This window comes from Acuticoccus sp. (assembly GCF_965213555.1).
GTDB lineage: Bacteria > Pseudomonadota > Alphaproteobacteria > Rhizobiales > Amorphaceae > Acuticoccus.
In genome coordinates, this window is record NZ_OZ243890.1 from 268,583 (window position 1) to 291,612 (window position 23,030).

Genomic DNA, 23,030 nt, shown 5'->3' on the forward strand with positions numbered 1-23,030 from the left:
CCGAGGAGCCCCGATGCCGCATCCCGTGACGGGCGTCGACCACGCCCTCATCCTGGTCGAGGACCTAGACGCGAGCCGCGACACCTACGCCCGGCTCGGCTTCACCACGTCCCCGCGCGGCCTGCACAGCGCGCACATGGGGACGGCGAACCACACCATCATGCTCGAGGACGACTACTTCGAGCTCCTCGGCATCGTCGCGGACACCGAGCTGAACCGCCCGCGCCGTGAGCTCCTCGAGGGGGACGGCGAGGGGCTGCGCGGCGTCGCGTGCCGGGTGGACGACGCGGCGGCCGCCGCGCCCGAGCTCACCGCGCTCGGCATCGCCACGCAGGACCTGTCGGACTTCTCTCGCCCCGTGGAGCTGCCGGATGGCCCCGAGGGGGTCGCGGCGTTCACGACGCTGCAGTTCCACCCCGACGAGGCGCCGGTGGGCATGATGTTCATGTGTCAGCACCGCACGCGCGACACGGTGTGGGTGCCCGAGCTCCTCAGCCACGCCAACGGCGCGGTCGGCCTCGCCGGCATCGTCGCGACGTCGGACGACCCTGCTTCGATGGGCGAGCGTTATGCGCGCCTGTTCGCGGCGGGCGCGGTCACGCCCATCGACGGCGGGGTGCGGGTGGGGACGGGCGAGCGGTCCGCCCCGATCCTCGTCCTCGCGCCGGAGGCGCTGGCGTCGGCCTACCCGGCGCTCGACCTCACCGGCCTGCCGCGGACGGCCTACGCCGCGCTGAAGGTGCGGGTGCGGGACGTGGCAACGGCGCACGCCCTCCTCGAGCGCGCCGGCGTCGCGGCGGCACGGACCCCGGACGGCGTCGCCGTCGCGCCCAAGGACGCGAGCGGCGTCATCCTGGAGTTCGTCGAGGCCGCCTGACGCTCGTGGGTCCCCGGGACGAAGTGGGTCCCGCGGACGCACGGCTCAGTCGATGAACTTCGCCTTGATCTCGCGGTACTGCGCGTTCTCCTTCTGGATGAAGTCGCAGAACGCGTCGCCGTCCATCCACACCGGAGCGAAGCCGAAGTTCTCGCCAAACGCCTTGAAGTCCTCGCTCTTGGCCGCCGCCTCGACGAGGGCGGAGGCCTGCTCGCGAACCTCCTGGGGCGTGTCCTTGGGCACGAACAGGCCACGGATGATCCCGATCTCCACCGGCGCGTTGTACTCGGCCGCCGTCTTGGTCGCGCGGACCGGCTCGTAGTTGATGTTCTCGAGGCTGCCGCCGGCGGTGAGCACCTTCACGTCGCCTGCCTGCACGGCGTCGAGGAGCACCGGCGCGTGGATCACCCCGATGTCCACCTGGTTGCCGAGGATCGCCTTCATGAGCGGCCCGCCACCATCGAAGGGGATGATGCGCGCGTCGAGCTCGTTCATGCCGACCAGCGCCCTCGCCAGCACGTAGTGCGAGGAGATGAACGACCCGACGCCGACGGTGAGCTCGCCCGGGCGCTCCTTGGCGCGCTCGACGAAGTCGGCGAAGTCGTCCATCCCCTGGTCCTTGTGCGCCAGCACCCAGGTCGGCGTGTCGTAGAAGCCGCCGAGGCAGGCGAAGTCCTCCAGCGCGTACGGCACGTTGCGGAAGATCACCGGCACGTTGAGGTCCGACGAGCCGGTGAGGAGCATCGTGTGCCCGTCGGGCTCCGCGTCCTTGACGTGGACGTGCCCGGCGTTGCCCGTGCCCGCGGTGAGGTTGTCGACGACGACGGCGCGCCCCGCCTCCTTCTCCATCGCCGCCGCGATGGCCCGGGCAATGGTGTCGGTGCCGCCACCCGCGCGCCAGGGGACGACCATGCGTATGGTGTCCGACGGGTACTCCTGCGCCGCAGCGGGCACGACGGCCGCAGCGGCGAGCGCGCCTGCGGCGAGGGTGATGAGCTTCAGCTTCATGTCGTCTCCTCCCTTTGTTGTTGGATCGTGGGGGCCGACGCGCCGGTGGCGCGGCGCCCGAGCGCCCGGATGACCTCGTTCCCGAGCAGCAACGCGATGACGATGCACAGCACCATGCGCGGCCAGGTGTCGAGGAACACGGCCCAGTCGCCGTTGGAGTAGGCGAGTCCGAGGCGCACGTTGTACTCGATGATCGGCCCAAGCACCGCGCCGAGCACGATGGTCACGACCGAGAAGCCACGCTTCTCCAGGAAGTAGCCCGCGACGCCGCAGCCGATGGCGACGAAGATCGGGAAGGTGTCGTTCTCGGCGGCGAACGCGCCGATGGTCGCGAACACCACGATGAACGGGAACAGCAGCGAGCGGTCGCGGCGCAGCACCAAGATGAACATGCGGCTTGCGTTCCATCCCACGACGAACATCATGATGTTGGCGACGAAGATCGCCGCGAGGATGCCGTAGACGAGGTCGGCGGAGGTCTGCATGAGCATCACGCCGGGCTGGAGGCCGTGCAGCACCATGGCGCCTAGCATGATGGCGGTGGAGGCGTCGCCGGGGATGCCGAGGGTCAGCATCGGGATCATCGTGCCGCCGGTGGTGGCGTTGTTGGAGCTCTCCGGCGCGAGGATGCCCTCGGGCACACCGGTGCCGAACGCCTCCGGCGGCGGGTCCTTCGAGCCGTTCTTGACGGTGGCGTAGGCGAGCCAGGTGGACCCGTCCGCCCCGACGCCCGGGAGCGCGCCGACGACGACGCCGTAGGCAGTGCCGATGGTCCACGCCCGCCAGCGGCGTAGGAAGTCCACGAACCGGGGCAGCCGCGTGGAGAGCTTGTCGGAGGCCATCTGCGACGGCCGGCCGATGAGCTCGAGGTCGTTCAGCACCACGGTGATGCCGAAGAAGCCGACGAGGACCGCAGCGAATGAGAACCCGGACGCCAGCATCGGGTGGCCGAAGCTGTAGCGCTCCACCCCGTCCTGCGTCTCGTAGCCGACGCTCGCGATGAGGAGGCCGAGGAGGACGCCGATCAGCCCCTTCACCATCGAGCCACGGACGAAGGCCGACACCATGACGAGGCCGGCGATGGCGATGAGCGCGATGTCGGCGGGCTCGGAGTGGAGCGCGAGAGAGGCGATGAACGGCACGAAGCTCACCGCCGCGAGCCAGCCGACGAGCCCGCCCGCGGTGGACGCCATGACCGCGTAGCCGATCGCCTCCCCCGCCCGTCCCTGCTCGGCCATCGGGAAGCCGTCGAGCGCGGTGCAGGCAGCGGCCGGCGTGCCGGGCGTGCGCAGGAGGATCGAGGCGTAGGAGCCGCCGAGCTTGGTGCCGACGTAGATGCCTACCATGAGCTGGAAGGCGGCGAGCGTCTCCATGTTGTAGGTGATCGGGAGCAGCACGATGATCGCCATCGGCGAGGAGAGCCCCGGCAACGCGCCCACCATGATGCCGAGCGTGGTGCCGATCAGGATGGTCGCGAGCGGCCACGGCGCCGCGAGGTCGCCAAAAGCGCCGGCGAGGCCTTCGACCATCAGCGCGCCCCCGTCGCGCGCCAGAGATCGTTGAGCGCCGGCGTCACGGGGTCGAAGGTCCGCCCCTCCATCGGCAGCTTGAGGACGCCGACGAACAGGACCCAAAGGAGCGCCGCGCCGACGAGCGCGATGGCAAGGTTCGAGGCGGGGCCGCGTCGCCCGAGGATGGTCAGCATGGCGAACAGGAGGACCGGCGTCGTGATCGCGAAGCCGAACGGCGCGATGGACGCGGCGTAGGCGACGAGGGCGACGAGGGTCGCAACGCGGCGAGCGTCGGCGACCGGTTGGCGACGCACGGGGGCGCGCTCGGTGAGGCGGGCCGGCGGCTCCCTGTGCCGCGACAGGGCGAGGAGGTCGCGGACGGTGGACAGCGCGTAGAGCGCGACCAGGCCCAGCAGGAGCCCCGAGTAGAGGAAGGGCAGCGTGCGCCAGGTGATCCCGCCGGGACCGGGATAGACCTCGGCGCCGGTGGGGTTGATGAAGAGGAAGCCGCCGACGCCCACGAGGGCGAGGACGCCGGCGAGCAGCAGGTCCTTGAACCGCTCGACGCGCTGCGCGTGGACGGCATCGGCGTCCATCTCAGGGTGCCCCTTCGGCGTTCACCGCGCAAACTCGGGCGTCTGGCCGGGCGCCGGCGAGTAGCCGAAGTCGCCGCGCGACAGCACCGCGTCGCGTCCGCCGTGCGCGTCGATCGTCGCCTGCTGGTCGGACTTCGCGCGCCGGTCCACCGCCTCCGGATCGCAGATGGCGTTGAGGGCGGCGGTGAGCTCGGCCACCGTGTCCGCGTAGGCGGGGTCGGCGGCGAGGTCGGTGCGCTCCTCGGGATCGGCCTCGAGGTCGTAGAGCTCGGGCGCCATGCCGACGTAGTGCGTGAGCTTGTAGCGACCGCGGCGGATCATGAACGCGCCCGTCGGCGAGGCGACCGCGTGGTACTCGGAGAACACCGCGCGATCCGCGTCCGCGCCTTCCGCGATGGCGTAGAGCGAGCGGCCGGGCAAGTTGGCGTCCTCGGGCGCGGGCGTCGCCCCGACCGACTCCAGGATCGTCGGGGCGGCGTCGACCAGGCTCACCGGGGTCGCCACCCGCCGACCGGCGGCGATGCCTGGCCCCGCCATGATGAGGGGCACCGCGACGGACTCCTCGAACAGGGTCGACTTGCCCCAGAACCCGCGCTTGCCGAGGGACTCGCCGTGGTCGCTGGTGTAGACGACGCGGGTATCGGCGGCGAGGCCGGACGCCTCGAGCGCGGCGAGCACGCGGCCGATGTTGTCGTCGAGGAACGAGACGAGCCCCATGTAGGCGGCGACGGCGCGGCGCACCTTCGCCTCGTCGAAGTGGCTGTCGTAGTCCATCCCGCGCGCCATCGCGACGTGGTAGGGGTGGGTCGGCCGCTCCGCCGCGTCGTAGAACGCTGGCCAGGGGATGTCGGCTTCGGGGTAGAGGTCGTAGAATGCCTCCGGTGCGATCAGCGGGAAGTGCGGCGCGACGAACGAGACGAACAGCACCCAGGGCTTGCCGTCCCGCCGCTGCGCGACCTCGCCGAGCCAGCGCTCGGCCTCGCCGACGATGGTGCGGTCGTAGTTCGTGTAGGTCGACTCGCCCCGTCCGGCGTCCCTGGCAAAGTTCGCCGCACCCTTCCTCACCGGCATGTCCTCGCGCACGAGGCCGATGAGGTCGCCGAGCCCGTCGACCACGTGGAGGGGGACGATCTCCTCCTCAAAGCCGGTCGGCGCCTCGGTGTCGCGGTAGTGCAGCTTGCCCACGGACACGCAGCTGTGCCCCTGGTCGAGCAGGCGATGGCCCCAGCCCGGCACGCGCCCATCGTAGGGGTCGGCGTTGTCCCAGTAGCCGCAGTCGTGGACGTAGCGGCCGGTGGCGAAGCTCGCCCGCGCCGGCACGCAGATCGGGCAGTTCGTGTAGGCGTTGTCGAAGATCGTTCCGCGCGCCGCGAGGGCGTCGAGGTTCGGCGTCCTCACCGCCTCGTGCCCGGCGCAGCCCATGAAGCGGGCGTTGTGCTCGTCCGACATGATGAAGAGAAGGTTCTTGGGCTCCAACGGCGCGTTCCCCATGGTCGTTTTCGCGTCAGCATAGCCATGCGGGGCTTCGCGAAAATCATATAATTTGGCTATGCTGGCCATCGAACCATTGGATGGCGGGCGCATGCCCATCGGGCTGCAGCGGTTGAAGTACTTCCACGAGGTGGCTGCGCAGGGCTCGATCTCGGCCGCGGCGCGGGCGCTCGGCATCGCCCAGCCTGCGCTCAGCTACCAGATGCAGGCCATCGAGCGGGAGCTCGGCACGGCGGTGTTCGAGCGCTCCAACCGCGGCGTCGCGCTCACGGCGGCGGGCGCCCTGCTCTACCGCCGTGCGGACCGCCTCATCGAGGAGCTCGACGACATCGAGCGCGAGGTGCGCAGCAACGCCCACGTCGCCCATGGCACGGTGCGGCTCGCCCTCGCCGTCACCATGGCGCGCATGATGGTGCCGGAGATCCTGGCGATCGCCGGCGCGCGCTTGCCCCAGGTGGACGTCAAGATCGCCGACGTCGCGAGCGTCCCGGCGGTGGCGATGATGCAGTCCGGCCAGGCCGACCTCGCGCTCGCCCCGAACGCCGCGGAGATGGAGGACTGCCTAATCGAGCCGCTCTACCGCGAGCGGCTCTGCCTCATCGCAGCGCGCGGCGAAGGCGACGGCGACGACGGGCGACCCATTGCGCTCCGCGACATCGGCGAGCGTCCCCTCGTCCTGTCCGCGCGGCAGTTCGACCTGAGGCGCCGCGTCGAGGAGGCCGCCATCGAGGCCGGCGCGCGGCTCAACGTGCGCTACGAGCAGGACAGCCAGGAGACGATCCGCTCCATCGTAACCGCAGGGCTCGCCGCGACGATTTCCCAGGCGGCGCAGTTCCACCCGGTGACGGAGCGCCCCCGCCTGTCGATCCGGCCCATCGTGGAGCCCGAGATCGCGCGCACGCACTCCATCGTCCGCCGTGACGCGCGCCGACCAACGTCGGCCACGCTCGCCATCGCCGGCGTGGTGCGCGAGGCGACGGCGAACCTTGTTGCCGGCGGCGTCTTCCCCGGCCGCCTCCTCGGCGGACCGTCGCGCTAGCCGGCGGCGACCATGCCGCCGTCGAGGGCGATCGTCTCGCCCACCACGTAGGCACCCGCGCGCGAGGCGAGGAAGATCGCGAGGCCCGCCACGTCCTGCGGCGTGCCGACCCGCCCGCTCGGGTTGCTGCGGCCGACCTCGTCCCAGTCGACGCCCTCGGTCCTACCGCCGAAGCCGACGCCGGTGGACAGCATCCACGTCGGGAAGGGGCCCGGCGCGATGGCGTTCACCGTGATGTGGTCGCCGGCAAGGTGCGCGGCGAGCACGCGCGTCATGTGGTGCACCGCCGCCTTCGACGGCGAGTAGGAGAAGTTGTTGAAGCGCGGCGTGCGCAGCCCGTCGATCGAGCCGATGGTGATGACGCGGGCCGGGTCCTCGGCGGTCCCCGCGGCGCGCAGCAGCGGCAACAGCTTCTGGGTCAGGAAGAACGGCCCCTTGACGTTGGTGTCCATCACCTTGTCCCAGCCGGCCTCGGGGAACTCCTCGAGCGGCGCGCCCCAGGCGGCGCCGGCGTTGTTGACGAGGATGTGCAGCGCGTCGCAGCGCTCGCCGACGGCGGCCGAGAGCGCCTCGATGCCGGCCATCTGCGACAGGTCCGCCGGCAGCGCGGTGCAGCGGCCGTCGTACGCCTCGGACAGGCGTTCGGCGGTCGCGCGGCAGGCGTCCGCCTTGCGCGCTGAGATCATCACGGTGGCGCCGTTCTGCAGGAAGCCCGTGGCGATCATCTCGCCGATCCCGCGCGAGCCGCCGGTGACGAGGGCGACCTTTCCCTCGATGGAGAACAGGCGGTCGAGGCTGAGGTCGTCCATGGCATGGCTCCCCGGTGGTGGCGCGGGAGGACTATGTCATGGGGTGCCGGGCGCTGTCAGCCGCGCACCCGCGAAGGTGGTGCACCGGTTGTTGACGCCCCGCCGGGCCGCTCGTACCGTCACGGGCACGGCCTGCAACAGGAGCCGGAACGACGGCCGGCACGGCCGCGACAGGAAACGCCCGTTGACCTGCAACTTCGATCCACGGCGCGGGTGCGTCGTCGGCCGGACCGGCGGGGCGCATGCATGACCGCGATGACCCTCGATGACGCGGTCGCGCATGTCCTGCGGACCGACGCGCGCTTTGCGCTCGGGGAGGCCGTGATCCGCGGCGTGCCGCTCAGGGTGTTCAGCGCGGCGCCGCGCTCGCTGCGCGACATGATGGTGGCGAGCGGGCCGGCCCACCCGGGCGCCGACGACTACCTCGTGGCCGGCGATCAGCGGTGGACCTACGCTGCGTTCTGCGACGAGGTAGGCCGCGTCGGACGCGTGCTGACGGGCGAGCTCGGCGTGCGTCGGGGCGAGCCCGTCGCCATCGCCATGCGCAACCACCCCGAGATCCTCGTCCTCATGATGGCGGTGGCCTCCGTCGGGGCCGTCGCGGTCATGCTGAACGCGTGGTGGACCCGCGAGGAGCTCGAGTACGGCCTCGCCGACTGCGCCGCCCGCGTCGTGTTCGCGGACGGACCGCGGGCGGAGCGGATCGCGCCGTATGCCGCCGCTCGAGGTCTGACGCTGGTCGGGGTGCGCGACGGGGAAGCCGTCGGCCAGGGCCTCGCCTCGCTCACGGCGAAGGTGGGCGAGGCGGCGTGGTCCGAGGCGCCGATCGAACCGGACGACGACTTCGCCGTGTTCTACTCCTCCGGCTCGACGGGGCGGGCGAAGGGCGTGGTGCTCACCCACCGGGGCGCGATCAGCGCGGTGTGGAGCTGGCTGATGGCGAGCGCGGTCGCCCCGCTCGTCGCGCCGGCGTCGGCTCCCGCCGCCCCCCGCCGCCCGTCCTTTCTCGTCGTGACGCCGCTGTTCCACGTCACCGCCTCGCATCCGTTGTTCCTCCTCAGCATTCCCCTCGGCGCCAAGGTGGTGCTCCTGGCGAAGTGGGATGCCGACGAGGCGGTGCGGCTCATCGAGCGCGAGGCGGTGACGCGCTTCCTCGGCGTCCCGACGCAGTCCGCCGACCTCATGGAGGCCGCTCGTCGGCTGGGCGCCACGCTCCCCTCCCTGGAGAGCGTCACCGCCGGCGGCGCGAAGCGGCCCGCGGCCCAGGTTGCGCCCCTTGCCGAGGCGTTCCCCCACGCGGCGGTCGCATCGGGCTGGGGGATGACCGAGACCAACGCGCTCGGCATCGCCATCGGCGGACCCGAATACGTGGCCCGCCCGGGCGTGGCAGGGCGTCTCCTGCCGCCGCTCCAGGAGCTGCGCATCGTCGACGGCGACGGGCAGGAGGTGCCGCACGGCACCTTGGGCGAGCTCACCGTGAGGAGCGCGGCCAACATGCGCGGCTACCTCAACCAGCCGGAGGCGACCGCAGAGGCGCTGCGCGACGGCTGGCTCCGCACCGGGGACCTCGCGACGGTGGACGCGGACGGCGTCGTCACCATCGTCGACCGGGCAAAGAGCATCATCATCCGCGGCGGCGAGAACATCTCCTGCCTCGACGTGGAGGGCGCGTTGCACCGACATCCGGCGGTCGTGGAGGCCGGCGTCTTCCCCGTTCCCGACGCGCGCCTCGGCGAGGTCGTCGGCGCGGCGGTCCAGGTGCGCGACGGTCACGCCCTCGACGCGACGACCCTCACCGCGTTCCTCGCCGAGCACATCGCACGCTACAAGATCCCCGAGCGGCTGTGGGTCGCGAGCGCGCCGCTGCCGCGCGGCACGACCGACAAGATCGACCGCCGCGCGCTGCGCACGGCGTGCCTCGATGGCGCCCTGCCCGAGTGCCCCGAGGCGCTGCCGACCCTGGCGGAGGCCGCACGATGACCCCTGACACAAGCGTCGAGGAGTACGTCGCCGAGGCCACGCGGCGGGCCGCCGTCGTCGAGGGTCTGCCATCGGATGCGCCGGTCCGCGAGGTGCGCAGCGTGGGCATCGTCGGCGCCGGCACCATGGGCGGCGGCATCGCCATGAACTTCGCCTCCGCGGGGCTCCCGGTGCGCCTCGTCGAGCGCACCGACGAGGCCCTCCAGCGCGGCCTTTCGGTGGTGCGGGCGAACTACCAGCGCAGCGCCGACCGCGGCCGCTTCCCGGCGGAGGAGGTGGACGCGCGGATGGCGCGCATCGACGGGCGCCTCACCGTCGACGACCTCGCCGACTGCGACCTCGTCATCGAGGCGGTGTTCGAGGACATGGAGCTCAAGACGTCCGTGTTCGGCGAGCTCGACCGGGTGGTGAAGCCGGGCGCGATCCTCGCCACCAACACGTCCGGCCTCGACATCGACGTGATCGCCGCCGCCACGAGGCGACCGCAGGACGTCATCGGCCTGCACTTCTTCTCGCCGGCCAACGTGATGAAGCTCCTCGAGGTCGTGCGGGCCGACCACACCGCCGACGACGTGGTGGCGACGGCGATGGCGCTCGCGACGACCATCGGCAAGGTCGCCGTCCTCGTCGGCGTGTGCCCGGGCTTCGTCGGCAACCGCATCCTCGCGGCGCGCTCGAACCAGGCGAACGCGATGGTGCGCGAGGGCGTCATGCCTTGGGACATCGACGACGCGCTGCGCGGCTTCGGCTTCCGCATGGGCCCGTTCCAGATGTCCGACCTCGCCGGGCTCGACATCGGCTGGTCGAAGGGCGCGACGACCAAGAACCCCATCCGCGACGCGCTGTGCGAGCTCGGCCGGCGCGGCCAGAAGACCGGCGCGGGGTACTACGACTACGACGCCGAGCGCCGCCCCTCCCCCTCGCAGGTGACCGCCGGGGTGATCGCCGACGTCACCGGCGCCGAGCCACGGACCATGGGGGCGGAGGAGATCGTCCGCCGCCTCATCGCACCGATGATCAACGAGGCCGTCGCGATCCTCGAGGAGAACCACGCGCAGCGCCCCTCCGACGTCGACGTCGTCTGGCTGCACGGCTACGGCTGGCCTGCCGACAAGGGCGGGCCGATGTTCTACGGCGACGTCATCGGCGCGGGCGAGGTCCTCTCCGCCATGGAGGGGCTCGTCCGCGACGACCCGCGCATCCGCCCCGCCGACACGCTGCGCCGCCTTGCTCAGGACGGCGGCCGCTTCACCGAGCTCGACCTCGGTGGGCTGAAGACCCGCAGGACGAAGGGAGACCCGTCGTGAACCTCAAGGACCGCATCGTCGTCGTCACCGGGGCCGCGAGCGGCATCGGACGCGCGCTCGCCGAGCGCTTCGCGCAGGAGGGCGCGCGGGGCGTCGTGTGCGCCGACCGCGACGAGGCGGGGGTGACGGCCGTCGCCGAGGCCATCGGCGGTGTCGCCCGACGGACCGACGTCTCGCGCGAGGAGGAGGTCCGCGATCTCATCGAGCGGACCGAGGCGGAGGTCGGCCCCATCGACCTGTTCTGCTCCAACGCGGGCATCATGGTGCGCGGCGGGCCCGAGGCGATCAACGACGACTGGCAGCGGATCTGGGACATCAACGTCATGGCCCACGTGTGGGCGGCCCGGCACGTCGTGCCTCGGATGATCGAGCGCGGTGGCGGCTACCTGCTCAACACGGCCTCGGCGGCCGGCCTCCTGTCGCAGGTGGGCTCGGCGCCCTACGCCGTCACCAAGCACGCCGCCGTCGGCCTCGCCGAGTGGCTGGCGCTCACCTACGGCGACCAGGGCATCAAGGTCTCCGTCCTTTGCCCGCAGGCCGTGCGCACCGAGATGACGCGCGGCAAGGAGGAGGGCGTCGCCGCCATCGACGGGATGCTCGAGGTGGCTCCGGTGGCGGACGCCTGCGTGCGCGCCATCGCCGAGGAGCGCTTCCTCGTCCTGCCCCATCCCCAGGTGCTCGACTACATGCGGCGCAAGGGTGAAGACTACGACCGGTGGATCGGCGGGATGCGCAAGTTGAACCGCCGCTTCAACGCAAAATCGCCTGCTTGACGCGACGCGGGCTGCCATCTAGCGTGGTGCTCGACTGCGAAACATCGTTTCGCATGCGGTAGAGGCGAGGTGAACATCGCTGCCGCTGGGAGGAAGCACGCCGACGACGTCGGCGGACCGCGCTCGGGGAGGGTCGCGAGGCGATGAGTTCATGCGCCGTTACGTGATCCGGCGTCTCCTGGCGCTGGTTCCGACGCTGCTCCTAGCGAGCATCATCGTGTTCAGCGTCGTCCGTCTGATCCCGGGCGACGTGATCGACCTCATGCTCATCGAGAACGACTTCCAGTCCTCCGGGCTGGAGTCGCGTCAGGCGCTCGAAACCGCGCTCGGCCTCGATCAGCCGATCCACATCCAATACGTCGAGTGGGTGTCCAGCATCGTCACGGAGGGTGACCTCGGCCGCTCGCTGTGGCGCAACACCTCCGTGGTGGACGAGATCGCGGCGCGGCTGCCGGTGACGCTGCAGCTCGGCTTCCTCGCCCTCATCATCTCGCTGCTCATCGCGATCCCCATCGGCGTCGTCTCCGCGGTGCGCCAGGAGACCGCACTCGACTACGCGGGGCGCACGTTCTCGATCCTCGCCCTCTCGGTCCCGAGCTTCTGGCTCGGCACCATGGTCGTCATCCTGCCCGCCATCTGGTTCGGCTGGTCGCCGCCGACGCGCATCGTGCCGTTCTTTCAGGATCCGCTCGCGAACCTTGCCACCTTCATCACGCCCGCCCTCGTCCTCGGCGCGGCGCTGTCGGCGGTCACCATGCGGATGACGCGCTCCATGATGCTGGAGGTGCTGCGCCAGGACTACATCCGCACCGCCTGGGCCAAGGGGCTCGCCGAGCGCAAGGTCGTCGTGCGCCATGCGCTGAAGAACGCGATGATCCCGGTGATCACGCTCATCGGACTGCTGTTCCCGATCCTGTTCGGCGGCACCGTGATCATCGAGCAGATCTTCCAGCTTCCGGGGCTCGGTCAGCTCCTGTTCGACGCGGTGTCCTCCCGGGACTACCCGATCATCACCGGCGTGTTCCTGGTGAGCGGCCTCATCGTCATCCTGGTCAACCTCGCGGTCGACCTCACCTACGGGGTGCTCGACCCGCGCGTGCGCTATGACTGACGCTGCGCTGCCCCCCGTCGCCCGCAGCGCGCACGAGGCGCGGCGCTCGCCGGTGGTGGAGTTCGTCGTCCGCCTTGTGCGCGAGAAGCCGCTCGGCGCGGTGGGAGCGGCGCTCTTCCTCGTGATGCTCCTCGCCGGCGTGTTCGCCGACGTCATCGCGCCGGCCGGCTACAACGCCATCGACCCGATCAACCGCTTGAAGCCGCCGTCGTGGGAGCACTGGTTCGGCACCGACCAGCTCGGCCGCTCGCTGTTCGACCGTATCGTCCACGGGGCGCAGCTTTCAGTAATCATCGCGTTCTCGGCGACGACGCTGTCCATCGTAATCTCCGTCGTCCTCGGCCTCGCCGCAGGCTACTTCGGCGGCCTCGTGGACATGCTCGTCCAGCGCGCCGTGGACGCGTGGATGAGCTTCCCCGACCTCATCATCCTCATCGTCGCGGTCGCGGTGCTGGGTCCAGGCACCTGGCAGGTGATCCTCGTGCTCGGCCTGCTCTACGGGATCGCGGGCTCGCGCATCGTGCGCGGCGCGGTGCTGTCGGCGCGGCAGAACGTCTACGTCCTCGCCTCCCAGTCCATCGGCTCGCGCACCCTGTGGATCATGCGCCGGCACATCCTGCCGAACATCATGGCGCCGATCATCGTCCTCTTCACGACGCGCCTCGCGGCGGTGATCCTCGCCGAGTCGGGGCTCTCCTTCCTCGGGCTCGGCGTGCCGCCGCCGGCGCCGAGCTGGGGCGGGATGCTGAGCCTCGAGGGCCGCAGCTACATGTTCCTCGCCCCGTGGCTCGCCATCGCGCCGGGCGTCGCGCTGACGCTCACCGTCTACGGCATCAACGTGTTCGGCGACGCCCTGCGCGACCTCCTCGACCCGCGCATGCGCGGTGCCGGGGGACGATACAACGCGACCGTCGCCTGAAGCGGTCCGACAACGAGGGACGCCCCGTGCGGTCCCACAACAGAGGGAGGAGCTCGTGAGACAGACCCTTTACGCCGCCACCGCGCTCGCCACGCTGGCGACGATCGGCGCCGCCCACGCCAACGACGTGCAGCCCGGGGGCACGCTCAACGTCATCACGTACTACACCCGGCTCGACGTGACGACGTGGGACTACCACAAGTGGACCTGGAAGATGAACCAGGACGGTCCGCACCTCGACCACCTGCTGATGGGCGACGTCGAGGCGTTCGGCCCACGCGGATCGAACGAGAGCCCGTTCACCGCGCAGGACTACATCCCCCGCGAGCACCTGACCGGCGACCTCGCCACGGCGTGGGAGCTGAAGGAGGATCCGCTACGCCTCGAGTTTGCCCTGCGCGAGGACGTCGTCTGGCCCGCCAAGGACGGGCTCATGGAGAGCAGGGAGCTCGTCGCCGACGACGTCGTCACGACGTTCGAGGCGATGTGGGAGAGCGACCGCAGGATCCCGACCTATTGGGACTTCATCGAGCGGTGGGAGGCAGAAGGCGACCACAAGGTCGTCGCCTACCTCGACCACTACAACGCCAACTGGCCGTACCGCATCGGCTGGGGCTTCTACAACGCGATCCTGCCGGCGGAGTGGCACGCGCTCAGCGAGGAGGAGCGCTCCGACTGGCGCAACGCCACCGGCACAGGCCCCTACAAGGTCGAGGAGGTCGTGACCGGCAGCCAGCAGGTCTACGTGGCCAACGACGACTACTGGGGCACGACGACCATCGACGGCACCGAGTACGAGCTGCCGCTCAACGACGGGCTCGTCTACCACATCATCAAGGACGATGCCTCGGCCATCGCGACGCTGCGCTCGGGCAAGGCGGACATCATGGAGCAGATCCGCTGGCAGTTCGCGGACGAGCTGCGCCGCAGCGCTCCCGACCTCACCATCGAGCCGTACGACGCACCGAACGGCACCTACCTCGCGCTGCGCATGGATACGCCGCCGTTCGACAACATCGAGGTGCGGCGCGCGATGAACCTTGCGGTCAACCAGGAGGAGATCCTGGCCGCGGTGATGAACGGCGAGGGGACGCTGCTCAACTGGCCGTTCGCGGCGACGTGGGAGGGGCTCTATACCCCGCTGGAGGAGCTGCCGGAGGAGACGCAGGCGCTGTTCGGCCACGATCCGGAGCGGGCGGCAAAGATGCTGCGCGAGGCGGGCGTGCCGGAGGGCTTCGAGTTCGAGGTCATGGTGTGCTCGTGCAATCCGACGCACATGGACATGATCCCGCTGCTCGACTTCTACTTCGACCAGGTCGGCATCGACATGCAGGCCAACGCCATGGAGTACGGCGCCTTCCGCAGCCAGATGCGCGAGGACACCATGGCCGCGGGCTACCTCATGGACAACTCGTCCGGCAACCCGTTCGCCACGCTGCGCAAGGCCTTCGTGTCCGACCAGACGTGGAACGCAACGATGCACGCCGACCCCGCCTTCGACGCGCTGTGGGAGGAGGCGAACGCCGAGGTCGACCTTGAGAAGCAGCGCGAGCTCCTGAAGGAGGCGAACCTTGCCGCCATCGACGCGGTGGCGCAGGTCTGGCTGCCGTCCGGCACCTTCTACCGCGCGTGGTGGCCCTGGGTGAAGAACTACGACGGCGAGATGCGCGTCGGCGCCATGCGACCCGGGCCGATCTACGCCCGCGTTTGGATCGACGAGGCGCTCAAGCGGGAGATGGGCTACTGAGCCTCGCCCAGGACGCGACGCCGGTCCAGGCGTCGCAGGCGGTGCGCCCGTCCGAGGGCGTGCCGCTCCTCGAGGTGCGCGGCCTCGTCACCGAGTTCGGGAGCGGCGCGGGGGCGGTGCGGGCGGTCGACGGCGTCAGCTTCGACGTGCGGGGCGGTGAGACCGTCGCCATCGTCGGCGAGTCGGGCTCGGGCAAGTCGGTCACGGCGATGTCGATCCTGCGGCTCATCCCGAGCCCGCCCGGCCGGATCGTCGCCGGCACGGTGATGTTCGACGGCGTCGACCTCCTGACGCTCGGGGAGGCCGAGATCCGGCAGGTTCGCGGCAACCGCATCTCGATGATCTTCCAGGAGCCGATGACGTCGCTGAACCCCGTCCTCACCATCGGGCGTCAGGTGGGCGAGCCCATCGAGGTGCATGAGGACGTGGGGACGCGGAGCCTGCGCCAGCGCTGCGTCGACCTGTTGCGCGGCGTGCGCGTGCCCGATCCCGAGGTGCGGGTCGACGCCTACCCGCACCAGTTCTCCGGCGGCATGCGCCAGCGCGCGATGATCGCGATGAGCCTCGCGTGCGCGCCACGCCTCATCATCGCGGACGAGCCGACCACCGCGCTCGACGTCACCGTCCAGGCCCAGGTGCTGGAGCTGTTGCGCAAGGTCTCGCGGGACACCGGCTCGTCGCTGATCCTCATCACCCACGACCTCGGCGTGGTGGCGCGGTACGCTCAGCGGGTGAACGTGATGTACGCCGGCCGCATCGTGGAGCGCGGCACCGCGCGGCAGATCTACAAGACGCCCCGCCACCCCTACACGATGGGGCTGATGGCCTCGGTGCCACGCCTCGATGCAGACACGAGCGTGCGGCTCGTCCCCATCGAAGGCCAGCCACCCGACTTGTCCGCCCGTCCGACGGGCTGTCCCTTCCACCCTCGCTGCGCCTACGCCGAGGCGCGCTGCCGCGCCGAGGACCCGCCGCTCGAGGAGGTCGCCACCGAGCACTGGCGCGCCTGCTGGGTCGACCCCAACGCCCCTCTGGGTAGCCATGCCTGAGATTCTCCTGTCGCTACGGGACGTAAAGGTGCACTTCGCCCCGCAGGCCGGCCTGTTCGGCGGCCGCGGCGGGACCGTGCGCGCCGTCGACGGCGTCTCCTTCGACGTCCACCGGGGGGAGACGCTGGGTGTCGTCGGCGAGTCGGGCTGCGGCAAGTCCACGACGGGGCTCGCCATCGTGCGCATGGTGCCGATCACCGAGGGCACCGTCGTGTTCGAGGGGCTCGACATCACGCAGCACGACCGCAGCGCCATGCGGCCGGTGCGACGCCGCCTCCAGATGATGTTCCAGGACCCGTACGGCTCGCTCGACCCGCGCATGCGGGTTGACGAGATCGTCGCCGAGCCGCTGGTGGCGCACGGCGTCGGGCGCGGTGAGGAGCGCCGCCGCCGCGTCGCCGAGCTCCTCGACATGGTGGGGCTCAACAAGGGGATGGCCGAGCGGTATCCGCACGAGTTCTCCGGCGGACAGCGCCAGCGCATCGGCATCGCCCGCGCGCTCGCGCTCAGCCCGGACCTCATCGTGTGCGACGAGCCCGTCTCCGCGCTCGACGTCTCGATCCAGGCGCAGATCATCAACCTCCTCGAGGACCTGCAGCGCGAGCTCGGCCTCACCTACGTCTTCATCGCCCACGACCTTGCGGTGGTGCGGCACATCTCCGACCGCATCCTCGTCATGTACCTCGGCCGGGTCGTCGAGGTCGCGACGCGCGACGAGCTCTACGCCGATCCGCGCCACCCCTACACCAAGGCGCTGATGTCGGCGGTGCCGGTACCCGACCCGGACGCCGAGGACGCGCGCGAGGTGACGTTGGTGGAGGGTGAGGTGCCAAGCCCCATCAACCCGCCGTCCGGCTGCCACTTCCACCCGCGCTGCCCCTTCGCGATGCCGATGTGCCGCGAGGAGGTGCCGGCGCTGCGCCCGCGCGAGGGCCGCATCAACGCCTGCCACCTCTACGCTTGAGCGGCGGGCGAACGGTCGGCGCCACCGGCATTGACTCCCGGCGTGGCGTTGGAAAAACCTACCGGCGACGCCGCACGGCCGGACCGTGTGGGGCCTAGAACAACGGCACCGGCTCGCCACCATGGCGGAACGGGCACACGGGAGGGGACCCATGAGGCACGTAGGGATCCGCGCAGCGCTCGCGGCGATCGTGGTCGGCGCCATGGCGCTCGGGGCGACGGGGGTCGAGGCCGCCGAACGCCTGTCGATCTCCACGTGGGGCAGCCCGAAGCACTACCAGGTGACGGAGTTCGTGCCCCGCTTCGTCGACCTCCTCGAGGAGAAGAGCGACGGCGAGATCCGCACACGCGTCTTCTCCGGCGGCGAGATGGTCCAGCAGCAGTTCGTCGCCTCTGCGGTCCCCCAGGGCACCGTGGACATCTCGCTCACGACGCTCGACAACTGGTCGGGCCTCATCGCCGACGTCGGCATCCTGACGACGCCGCTGTGGGACAAGTCCATGGAGTGGACACGGGACAACCTCAAGCAGGGCTCGCCGATCTTCCAGTACTACGACGAGAAGCTGCGCGAAGAGGGGGCGATGCTCCTCGCGCTGTTCGACATCGGCCCGCCGGTGATGAGCGTGAACTTCGCGCTCGATGGCCCCGAGGACCTCGAGGGCAAGGCGATTCGCGTCTACTCCAAGGGTTCGGGCGAGGTGATGCAGGCGCTCGGAGCATCGCCGACCATCATGGGGGTAGGCGACGTCTATTCCGGACTACAGCGCGGCACGGTGGACGGCGCCATGGGCGGCCTCGGCGGCGCAGTCGGCCTCAAGCACTACGAGGTGACCGATGAGATGTTCGTGCCGAACGGCGTGCTCGGCACGCTGATCCACGCCTACGTGATGAACCTTGAGAAGTTCGAGGCGCTGGCGCCCGAGCTCCAGGACGTGGTCCTGGAGTCGGCCGCCGAGGCGCGCGATGCCATGCAGCAGGCGGCCATCGACCAGCTCGACGGCCTGCTCGACGAGGTCCGCGCCGCGGGCAAGGAGGTCAACGTCGTCGAGCCCGGCAGCGAGCAGTGGAACGCGTTCCAGGAGGAGCTTGCGCCCCTCGCCGAGGCCGCGCGCTCGACCTACTCGCCCCAGATCGTCGAGCTCGTGACCGGGGAGTGAGCGGGTCGCGGTCCCTGACCCCTGTAGGGGGGCGAGGATGATCCGCGCGGCGGAGACCGTCGGCCGGGCGATGACCGTGGTCTCCATCGCCCTCATGCTCATGCTGTGCCTGCCCATCGCCTACGAGGCGGTGGCGCGCGCCTTCGGCTTCCCCACGATCTGGGTGTTCGAGACGACGCTCTACGCCTTCATCTTCCTGGGCTTCCTAGGCAACGCCCTCGCGGTGCGCGCCGGCTCGCACTTCCGCGTCACGCTGCTCGCGACCGCCTTCCCGGCGCTGAAGCCGGCGCTGGACTGGATCGCGGTGGGTGCGACCGTCGTCTTCGCGCTCCTCATCATCGCGTCCGGCGTCTACTTCGCCGCCTACTCCTTCGAGGGGGACATCCTGTCCTCGACGCTGCTCGAGGTGCCGCTGTGGATCCCCCAGCTCGCGATCCCGCTCGGCGGCCTCGGCCTGCTCCTGGAGACGCTTGTCGCGGCGACACGGCACCGCGGCTTGCCGGTCTCCCACGTCATGGGGGACTGAGCGCGGAGCGACCCGCGCGGCCATGCTGACCGACTTCATCTTCGACTACGGCGGCTACATCGCGATCGCGCTGCTGTTCGCGTTCATGCTCCTGACGGTCCCCGTGTTCGTCGCCATGGGGCTGTCGGCCTTCGCCGCCGCGCTCCTTCTTGAGGATCCGTTCCTCGCGTTCCGCTCCTTCATCTCCATCGCCTGGCAGGGCGCCTCGATCTTCGAGCTCGTCGCGCTGCCCCTCTTCATCCTGACCGGCACCATCATGCAGCGCACGGACGCGGGCGCCGACCTCTTCGCGGTGACGAAGGCGTGGGCCGGGGCGATCCCCAACTCGCTGGGCGTCGCGACGATCACCGCGTGCGGCGTGTTCGCGGCGATCTCCGGCTCATCCATCGCGACGGCGGCGACGGTGGGCCTCGTCGCGATCCCGCTTCTCCTCGAGGAGGGCTACGGCGAGCGCCGCGCCGGCGGCTTCGTGGCGGGCGGCGGAACGCTCGGCATCATCATCCCGCCGTCGATCCCGCTGATCCTCTACGGCGTCATCACCGAGACCTCGATCGGTCAGCTGTTCATCGCCGGCGTGGTCCCGGGGCTCCTCATGATGGGGCTGTTCACGCTCTACGTGCTCTTGTCGCGTCCGCGGGTGAAGGCGCCGGAGGCACAGCCCGTCGCCGAGCGCCTCGCCACCACCTTGCGCTCGTTCGGCGTGGTGCTCCTGCCCGTCGTCATCATCCTCGCGATCTACACCGGCGTCTTCACGCCCACCGAGGTCGGCGCGCTGTCGGTGATCTACGTGGTGTTGCTCGGCTGGGCGCAGGGCCGCCTCACGTGGGGCAAGCTGTGGCAGGCCTCGACGGTGGCGACCTCCACGACCGCGATGCTGTTCATGCTCATCGTGTTCGGCCAGTACTTCGCGCACTTCCTCACGTTCGAGCAGGTCCCGCAGTCCATCGCCGCCGCGATCATCGAGAACGCGAGCGGGATCTACGCCGTGACCTTGATGATCGCGACCTACATCGTCCTCGGGATGTTCCTGGAGAGCGCGGCGATGCTGCTCATCTCCATCCCGATCTTCTTCCCCGTGGCCGAGCAGCTCGGCTTCCACCCCATCGCGTTCGGCATCTTCGCGGCCATCGCCATGGAGATCGCGCAGATCTCGCCGCCCATCGGGGTCAACCTCTTCACCATCCACGGCATCTCCGGGATCAGCCTCGGCCGCCTCGCGCGCGGCGCCCTGCCCTTCCTGCTCATCCAGGTCGCCATGCTGTACGTCGTCTACTTCTTTCCCGGGCTCGTCCTGTGGCTGCCGAGCCTCATGATGTGACGCGTCCCTGACGGAGCCCCCGATGAAGCTGACCGACGAGGAGGAGGCGATGCTCGCCGGCGCCATGGGCGAGCCGCGGCGCTGGGCCGTCGACCACATGATGAAGGTCGGCCGCATGTTCGATGCGCAGGACCTCGTCCCCGTCTCCCAGGCGCACATGATGGCCGACCCCGAGTCCCTCGGCGAGGCGGGCGTCGCGCTCCTGGAGCGCCTCGCCTCACACGACGAGGCCGAGCGGCGCGTCGCCGTCCCGATGCTCACCGACCCGCGCGGCGTCGACCTCAACCATTATCGCCCGCTCGGACAGACCGAGGCGATGGCGGACCTCGAGCGGCGCACCATCGCGGCCTGCGAGCGGCTCGGCATCCTGATGACGGACACCTGCATCAACTACCAGACCATCATGCCGCCCCTCGCCGGCGACCATGTGGCCTACGGCGACACCGGCGTCGTGATCTACTCCAACAGCGTGCTTGGCGCCCGATCCAACTTCGAGGGCGGGCCGAGCGCGCTCGCGGCCGGGCTCACCGGGCGCACGCCGCGCTACGGGCTGCACCTCGACGCCCACCGGAGGGCGACCAGGCGCTACGTCGTGCGCTCGGAGCCGCGCGAGCTCACCGAGTGGGGCGTGCTCGGGGCCGTCGTGGGCCGCCTGTGCGGCTCGTACTGGGAGGTTCCTGTGATCGAGGGGATCAGCCGCGTCCCGACGTCGGACGAGATGAAGCACTTCGGCGCCGCCATGGCGAGCTGGGGGTCCACGCCGCTGTTCCACATCGTCGGCGTGACCCCCGAGGCGCCGACGCTCGCCGCGGTGGATGGCGAGGGCCTGGCGGCCGTCGAGGTCACCGACGACGACCTCACCGACCTGCGGTCCGCGTTCGGCGGCGCTGGCGACGCGGTGGACGTCGTCGTGTTCGCCGCGCCCCAGCTCTCCCTCGTGGAGATGCAGATGGTCGCCGACCGGCTCGCCGGACAGCGCGTCCACCAGGACACCTCGCTCGTGGTGTGCACCTCGCCGGGGGTCTACGCGGACGCGACGCGCATGGGGCACGTCGCCCGCATCGAGGCAGCCGGTGGCACCGTCCTGTCGGGCACGTGCTTCTACCAGCAGTACGCGCGCGAGATCGGCGAGGCCAACGGCTGGCGCCGGCTCCTGTCGAACTCGGCCAAGATCGTCAACATCCTCGGCGGCTATGGCTACGAGCCGGCGCTCGCCTCCATGGACGCGTGCGTCGCCTCCGCCGTCGCGGGGAGGATCGTCGCGTGATCGTGCTCGCCTGCCACCCCGGCATCGGCCCGAAGGTGGAGGGAGAGGCGTTGGTGGCGCGAGACAACTTCTCCGCCCGCTACGACCTCGACCGGCTCGCGGGCGTCTTCTCGCGCCCCAGCCACGCCCTCGTCGGGCAGTCCTACGTGGGCAAGATCCTCGTGCTCAACACCGCCAAGGGCGGCGTCGCCACCGCCTGGATGCTGCATGAGATGGCGTCGCGCGGCCTCGCGCCGCTGGCGATCCTGTTCAACCGCGCGAACACGATCCTCGGCCAGGGCGCCGCGCTCGCCGACATGGCCATGGTGGACCGCTTCGAGGACGGGGACGTCACCACGCTGATCCGCACCGGCGAGCGCGTCACCGTTGATCCCGATGCGGGCCGTGTCGAGGTCCATCGCGGCGCCTGACCGCTCGCCTTGCGGGCATCGCACGCCGCCGCTAGCCTCCCCGCTCGAAGCCGGCCGCCGGTGGCACGCCCGCTGCATGTCCCGGCGTCACAGCATCCAAGAAGCATCCAAGGAGGACTGCCAACATGTTCAGATCGAAGCGCACGCTCGCCCTCGTGGCCGGCGTCGGCGTGGCCGCCCTGTCCGCCGGGGCCCTCGCGCAGGCACCGAGCTTCTTCCGCATCGCGTCGGGCAGCGCGGGTGGGTCGTACTACCCGATCGCCGGGCTCATCGCGAACGCCATCTCCAACCCGCCGGGCTCGCGCCCGTGCGAGGAGGGTGGCTCGTGCGGCGTGCCGGGGCTCATCGCCGTGGCGCAGTCGGCCAACGGATCGGTCGCCAACGTCAACGCGATCCAGTCCGGCGCGGTGGAGTCCGGCTTCTCCCAGTCCGACGTCACGCATTGGGCCTACAACGGCTCCGGGCTGTTCGAGGGCAAGGAGCCGCTGAAGGACCTCAGGTTCATCGCCAACCTCTACCCCGAGCACGTCCACGTTTACACGCGCAGCGACTCCGACATCGAGACGTTCGAGGACCTGCGAGGCAAGCGGATCAACATCGGCCTGCCCGCCTCGGGCGCGAAGGTCGGCGCGACCCTGATCCTTGAAGCCGGAGGGATGGTCGAGAACGAGGACTACGAGGCCGCCTACCTCAACACCCAGCAGGCGACCGAGCGGCTGCAGGACGAGCAGATCGACGCCGCGCTGACCGTGACGGGCTATCCGAGCGCCGGCATCGCGCAGCTCGCTTCGGTGGTCGGCCTCAAGCTCATCGACATCCCGCAGGAGGTGCAGGACAAGGTCGTCGAACAGGCACCGTTCTACTACAGCGCCGAGATCCCCGCCGACGCCTACCAGGGGCTCGAGGATGCCACATCAACGGTCGCCGTCGGGGCGCAGTGGCTCGTCGGCGCTGACGTCGATGAGGAGCTCGTCTACGGCGTCACCAAGGCATTGTGGAACGAGAACAGCCGCGAGTTGCTCGACAACGGTCACGCGAAGGGCGCCTCGATCTTGCAGGAGAACGCGCTGGTCGGCCGCGTCATCCCGCTCCATCCGGGCGCAGAGCGGTTCTACAAGGAAGCCGGGCTCGTCGAGTAATCCCGTCACGGGCCGGGCGCGCCCCGGCCCACC

At 70.5% G+C, this 23,030-nt stretch carries 21 protein-coding genes; 16 read left to right on the plus strand and 5 right to left on the minus strand.

What is annotated here, in order from left to right:
* Positions 1-13: 13 nt before the first annotated feature.
* Positions 14-877, plus strand: coding sequence for a VOC family protein (locus ACOOE8_RS01505; protein WP_420393142.1), 864 nt, complete (start codon positions 14-16; stop codon positions 875-877).
* Between the two features lie 45 nt (positions 878-922).
* On the opposite strand, the gene ACOOE8_RS01510 is transcribed toward ACOOE8_RS01505, so the two are convergent.
* Genes ACOOE8_RS01510 through ACOOE8_RS01525 form a run of 4 tightly spaced genes read right to left on the minus strand, consistent with a single transcriptional unit; the run spans position 923 to position 5,552 of the window.
* Positions 923-1,885, minus strand: a complete 963-nt coding sequence (locus tag ACOOE8_RS01510) for a tripartite tricarboxylate transporter substrate binding protein (protein WP_420393143.1) — start codon at positions 1,883-1,885, stop codon at positions 923-925.
* On the minus strand, positions 1,882-3,414 hold the full coding sequence (locus tag ACOOE8_RS01515; RefSeq protein ID WP_420393144.1) for a tripartite tricarboxylate transporter permease: 1,533 nt from the start codon (positions 3,412-3,414) through the stop codon (positions 1,882-1,884). The genes ACOOE8_RS01510 and ACOOE8_RS01515 overlap by 4 nt, the downstream gene beginning before the upstream one ends.
* A complete protein-coding gene (locus tag ACOOE8_RS01520; protein WP_420393145.1) occupies positions 3,414-3,992 on the minus strand; it encodes a tripartite tricarboxylate transporter TctB family protein in 579 nt (192 codons plus the stop codon). The genes ACOOE8_RS01515 and ACOOE8_RS01520 overlap by 1 nt, the downstream gene beginning before the upstream one ends.
* Positions 3,993-4,013: 21 nt before the next feature.
* Complete coding sequence (locus ACOOE8_RS01525) at positions 4,014-5,552, minus strand: sulfatase-like hydrolase/transferase (RefSeq protein ID WP_420393146.1); 1,539 nt, start codon at positions 5,550-5,552, stop codon at positions 4,014-4,016.
* A gap of 22 nt (positions 5,553-5,574) precedes the next feature.
* Between ACOOE8_RS01525 and ACOOE8_RS01530 the strand changes: the two genes are divergently transcribed.
* Positions 5,575-6,522, plus strand: a complete 948-nt coding sequence (locus tag ACOOE8_RS01530) for a LysR family transcriptional regulator (protein WP_420393147.1) — start codon at positions 5,575-5,577, stop codon at positions 6,520-6,522.
* Here ACOOE8_RS01530 and ACOOE8_RS01535 read toward each other — a convergent pair.
* Positions 6,519-7,331, minus strand: coding sequence for an SDR family oxidoreductase (locus ACOOE8_RS01535; protein ID WP_420393148.1), 813 nt, complete (start codon positions 7,329-7,331; stop codon positions 6,519-6,521). The two genes, ACOOE8_RS01530 and ACOOE8_RS01535, sit on opposite strands and share 4 nt — an antisense overlap.
* A 246-nt stretch (positions 7,332-7,577) precedes the next feature.
* On the opposite strand from ACOOE8_RS01535, the gene ACOOE8_RS01540 reads away from it, so the two are divergent.
* The 14 genes from ACOOE8_RS01540 (at position 7,578) to ACOOE8_RS01605 (ending at position 22,997) form a co-directional block, all read left to right on the plus strand.
* Positions 7,578-9,311 (plus strand): class I adenylate-forming enzyme family protein, encoded by a 1,734-nt coding sequence (locus ACOOE8_RS01540; RefSeq protein WP_420393149.1) that lies wholly within the window; start codon positions 7,578-7,580, stop codon positions 9,309-9,311.
* On the plus strand, positions 9,308-10,618 hold the full coding sequence (locus tag ACOOE8_RS01545; protein ID WP_420393150.1) for a 3-hydroxyacyl-CoA dehydrogenase NAD-binding domain-containing protein: 1,311 nt from the start codon (positions 9,308-9,310) through the stop codon (positions 10,616-10,618). The genes ACOOE8_RS01540 and ACOOE8_RS01545 overlap by 4 nt, the downstream gene beginning before the upstream one ends.
* Positions 10,615-11,391, plus strand: a complete 777-nt coding sequence (locus tag ACOOE8_RS01550) for an SDR family oxidoreductase (protein ID WP_420393151.1) — start codon at positions 10,615-10,617, stop codon at positions 11,389-11,391. The genes ACOOE8_RS01545 and ACOOE8_RS01550 overlap by 4 nt, the downstream gene beginning before the upstream one ends.
* 151 nt (positions 11,392-11,542) lie before the next feature.
* Positions 11,543-12,502, plus strand: coding sequence for an ABC transporter permease (locus ACOOE8_RS01555; protein ID WP_420393152.1), 960 nt, complete (start codon positions 11,543-11,545; stop codon positions 12,500-12,502).
* Positions 12,495-13,421, plus strand: a complete 927-nt coding sequence (locus tag ACOOE8_RS01560) for an ABC transporter permease (RefSeq protein ID WP_420391244.1) — start codon at positions 12,495-12,497, stop codon at positions 13,419-13,421. The genes ACOOE8_RS01555 and ACOOE8_RS01560 overlap by 8 nt, the downstream gene beginning before the upstream one ends.
* A 55-nt stretch (positions 13,422-13,476) precedes the next feature.
* On the plus strand, positions 13,477-15,168 hold the full coding sequence (locus tag ACOOE8_RS01565; RefSeq protein WP_420393153.1) for an ABC transporter substrate-binding protein: 1,692 nt from the start codon (positions 13,477-13,479) through the stop codon (positions 15,166-15,168).
* Between the two features lie 59 nt (positions 15,169-15,227).
* A complete protein-coding gene (locus ACOOE8_RS01570; RefSeq protein WP_420393154.1) occupies positions 15,228-16,217 on the plus strand; it encodes an ABC transporter ATP-binding protein in 990 nt (329 codons plus the stop codon).
* On the plus strand, positions 16,210-17,181 hold the full coding sequence (locus ACOOE8_RS01575; protein WP_420393155.1) for an ABC transporter ATP-binding protein: 972 nt from the start codon (positions 16,210-16,212) through the stop codon (positions 17,179-17,181). Before ACOOE8_RS01570 ends, ACOOE8_RS01575 begins: the two co-directional genes overlap by 8 nt.
* A 151-nt stretch (positions 17,182-17,332) precedes the next feature.
* Complete coding sequence (locus ACOOE8_RS01580; RefSeq protein ID WP_420393156.1) at positions 17,333-18,337, plus strand: TRAP transporter substrate-binding protein; 1,005 nt, start codon at positions 17,333-17,335, stop codon at positions 18,335-18,337.
* Between the two features lie 37 nt (positions 18,338-18,374).
* Positions 18,375-18,863, plus strand: coding sequence for a TRAP transporter small permease (locus ACOOE8_RS01585; protein ID WP_420393157.1), 489 nt, complete (start codon positions 18,375-18,377; stop codon positions 18,861-18,863).
* Positions 18,864-18,885: 22 nt separating this feature from the next.
* A complete protein-coding gene (locus ACOOE8_RS01590; RefSeq protein WP_420391250.1) occupies positions 18,886-20,181 on the plus strand; it encodes a TRAP transporter large permease in 1,296 nt (431 codons plus the stop codon).
* 22 nt (positions 20,182-20,203) lie between these two features.
* Positions 20,204-21,448 carry an aconitase X gene (locus ACOOE8_RS01595; RefSeq protein ID WP_420393158.1) on the plus strand — a complete coding sequence of 415 codons (1,245 nt, stop codon included), beginning with the start codon at positions 20,204-20,206 and terminating at the stop codon, positions 21,446-21,448.
* Positions 21,445-21,858 (plus strand): aconitase X swivel domain-containing protein, encoded by a 414-nt coding sequence (locus tag ACOOE8_RS01600; protein WP_420391252.1) that lies wholly within the window; start codon positions 21,445-21,447, stop codon positions 21,856-21,858. Before ACOOE8_RS01595 ends, ACOOE8_RS01600 begins: the two co-directional genes overlap by 4 nt.
* Before the next feature lie 125 nt (positions 21,859-21,983).
* Complete coding sequence (locus tag ACOOE8_RS01605; RefSeq protein WP_420391253.1) at positions 21,984-22,997, plus strand: TAXI family TRAP transporter solute-binding subunit; 1,014 nt, start codon at positions 21,984-21,986, stop codon at positions 22,995-22,997.
* Positions 22,998-23,030 lie beyond the last annotated feature (33 nt).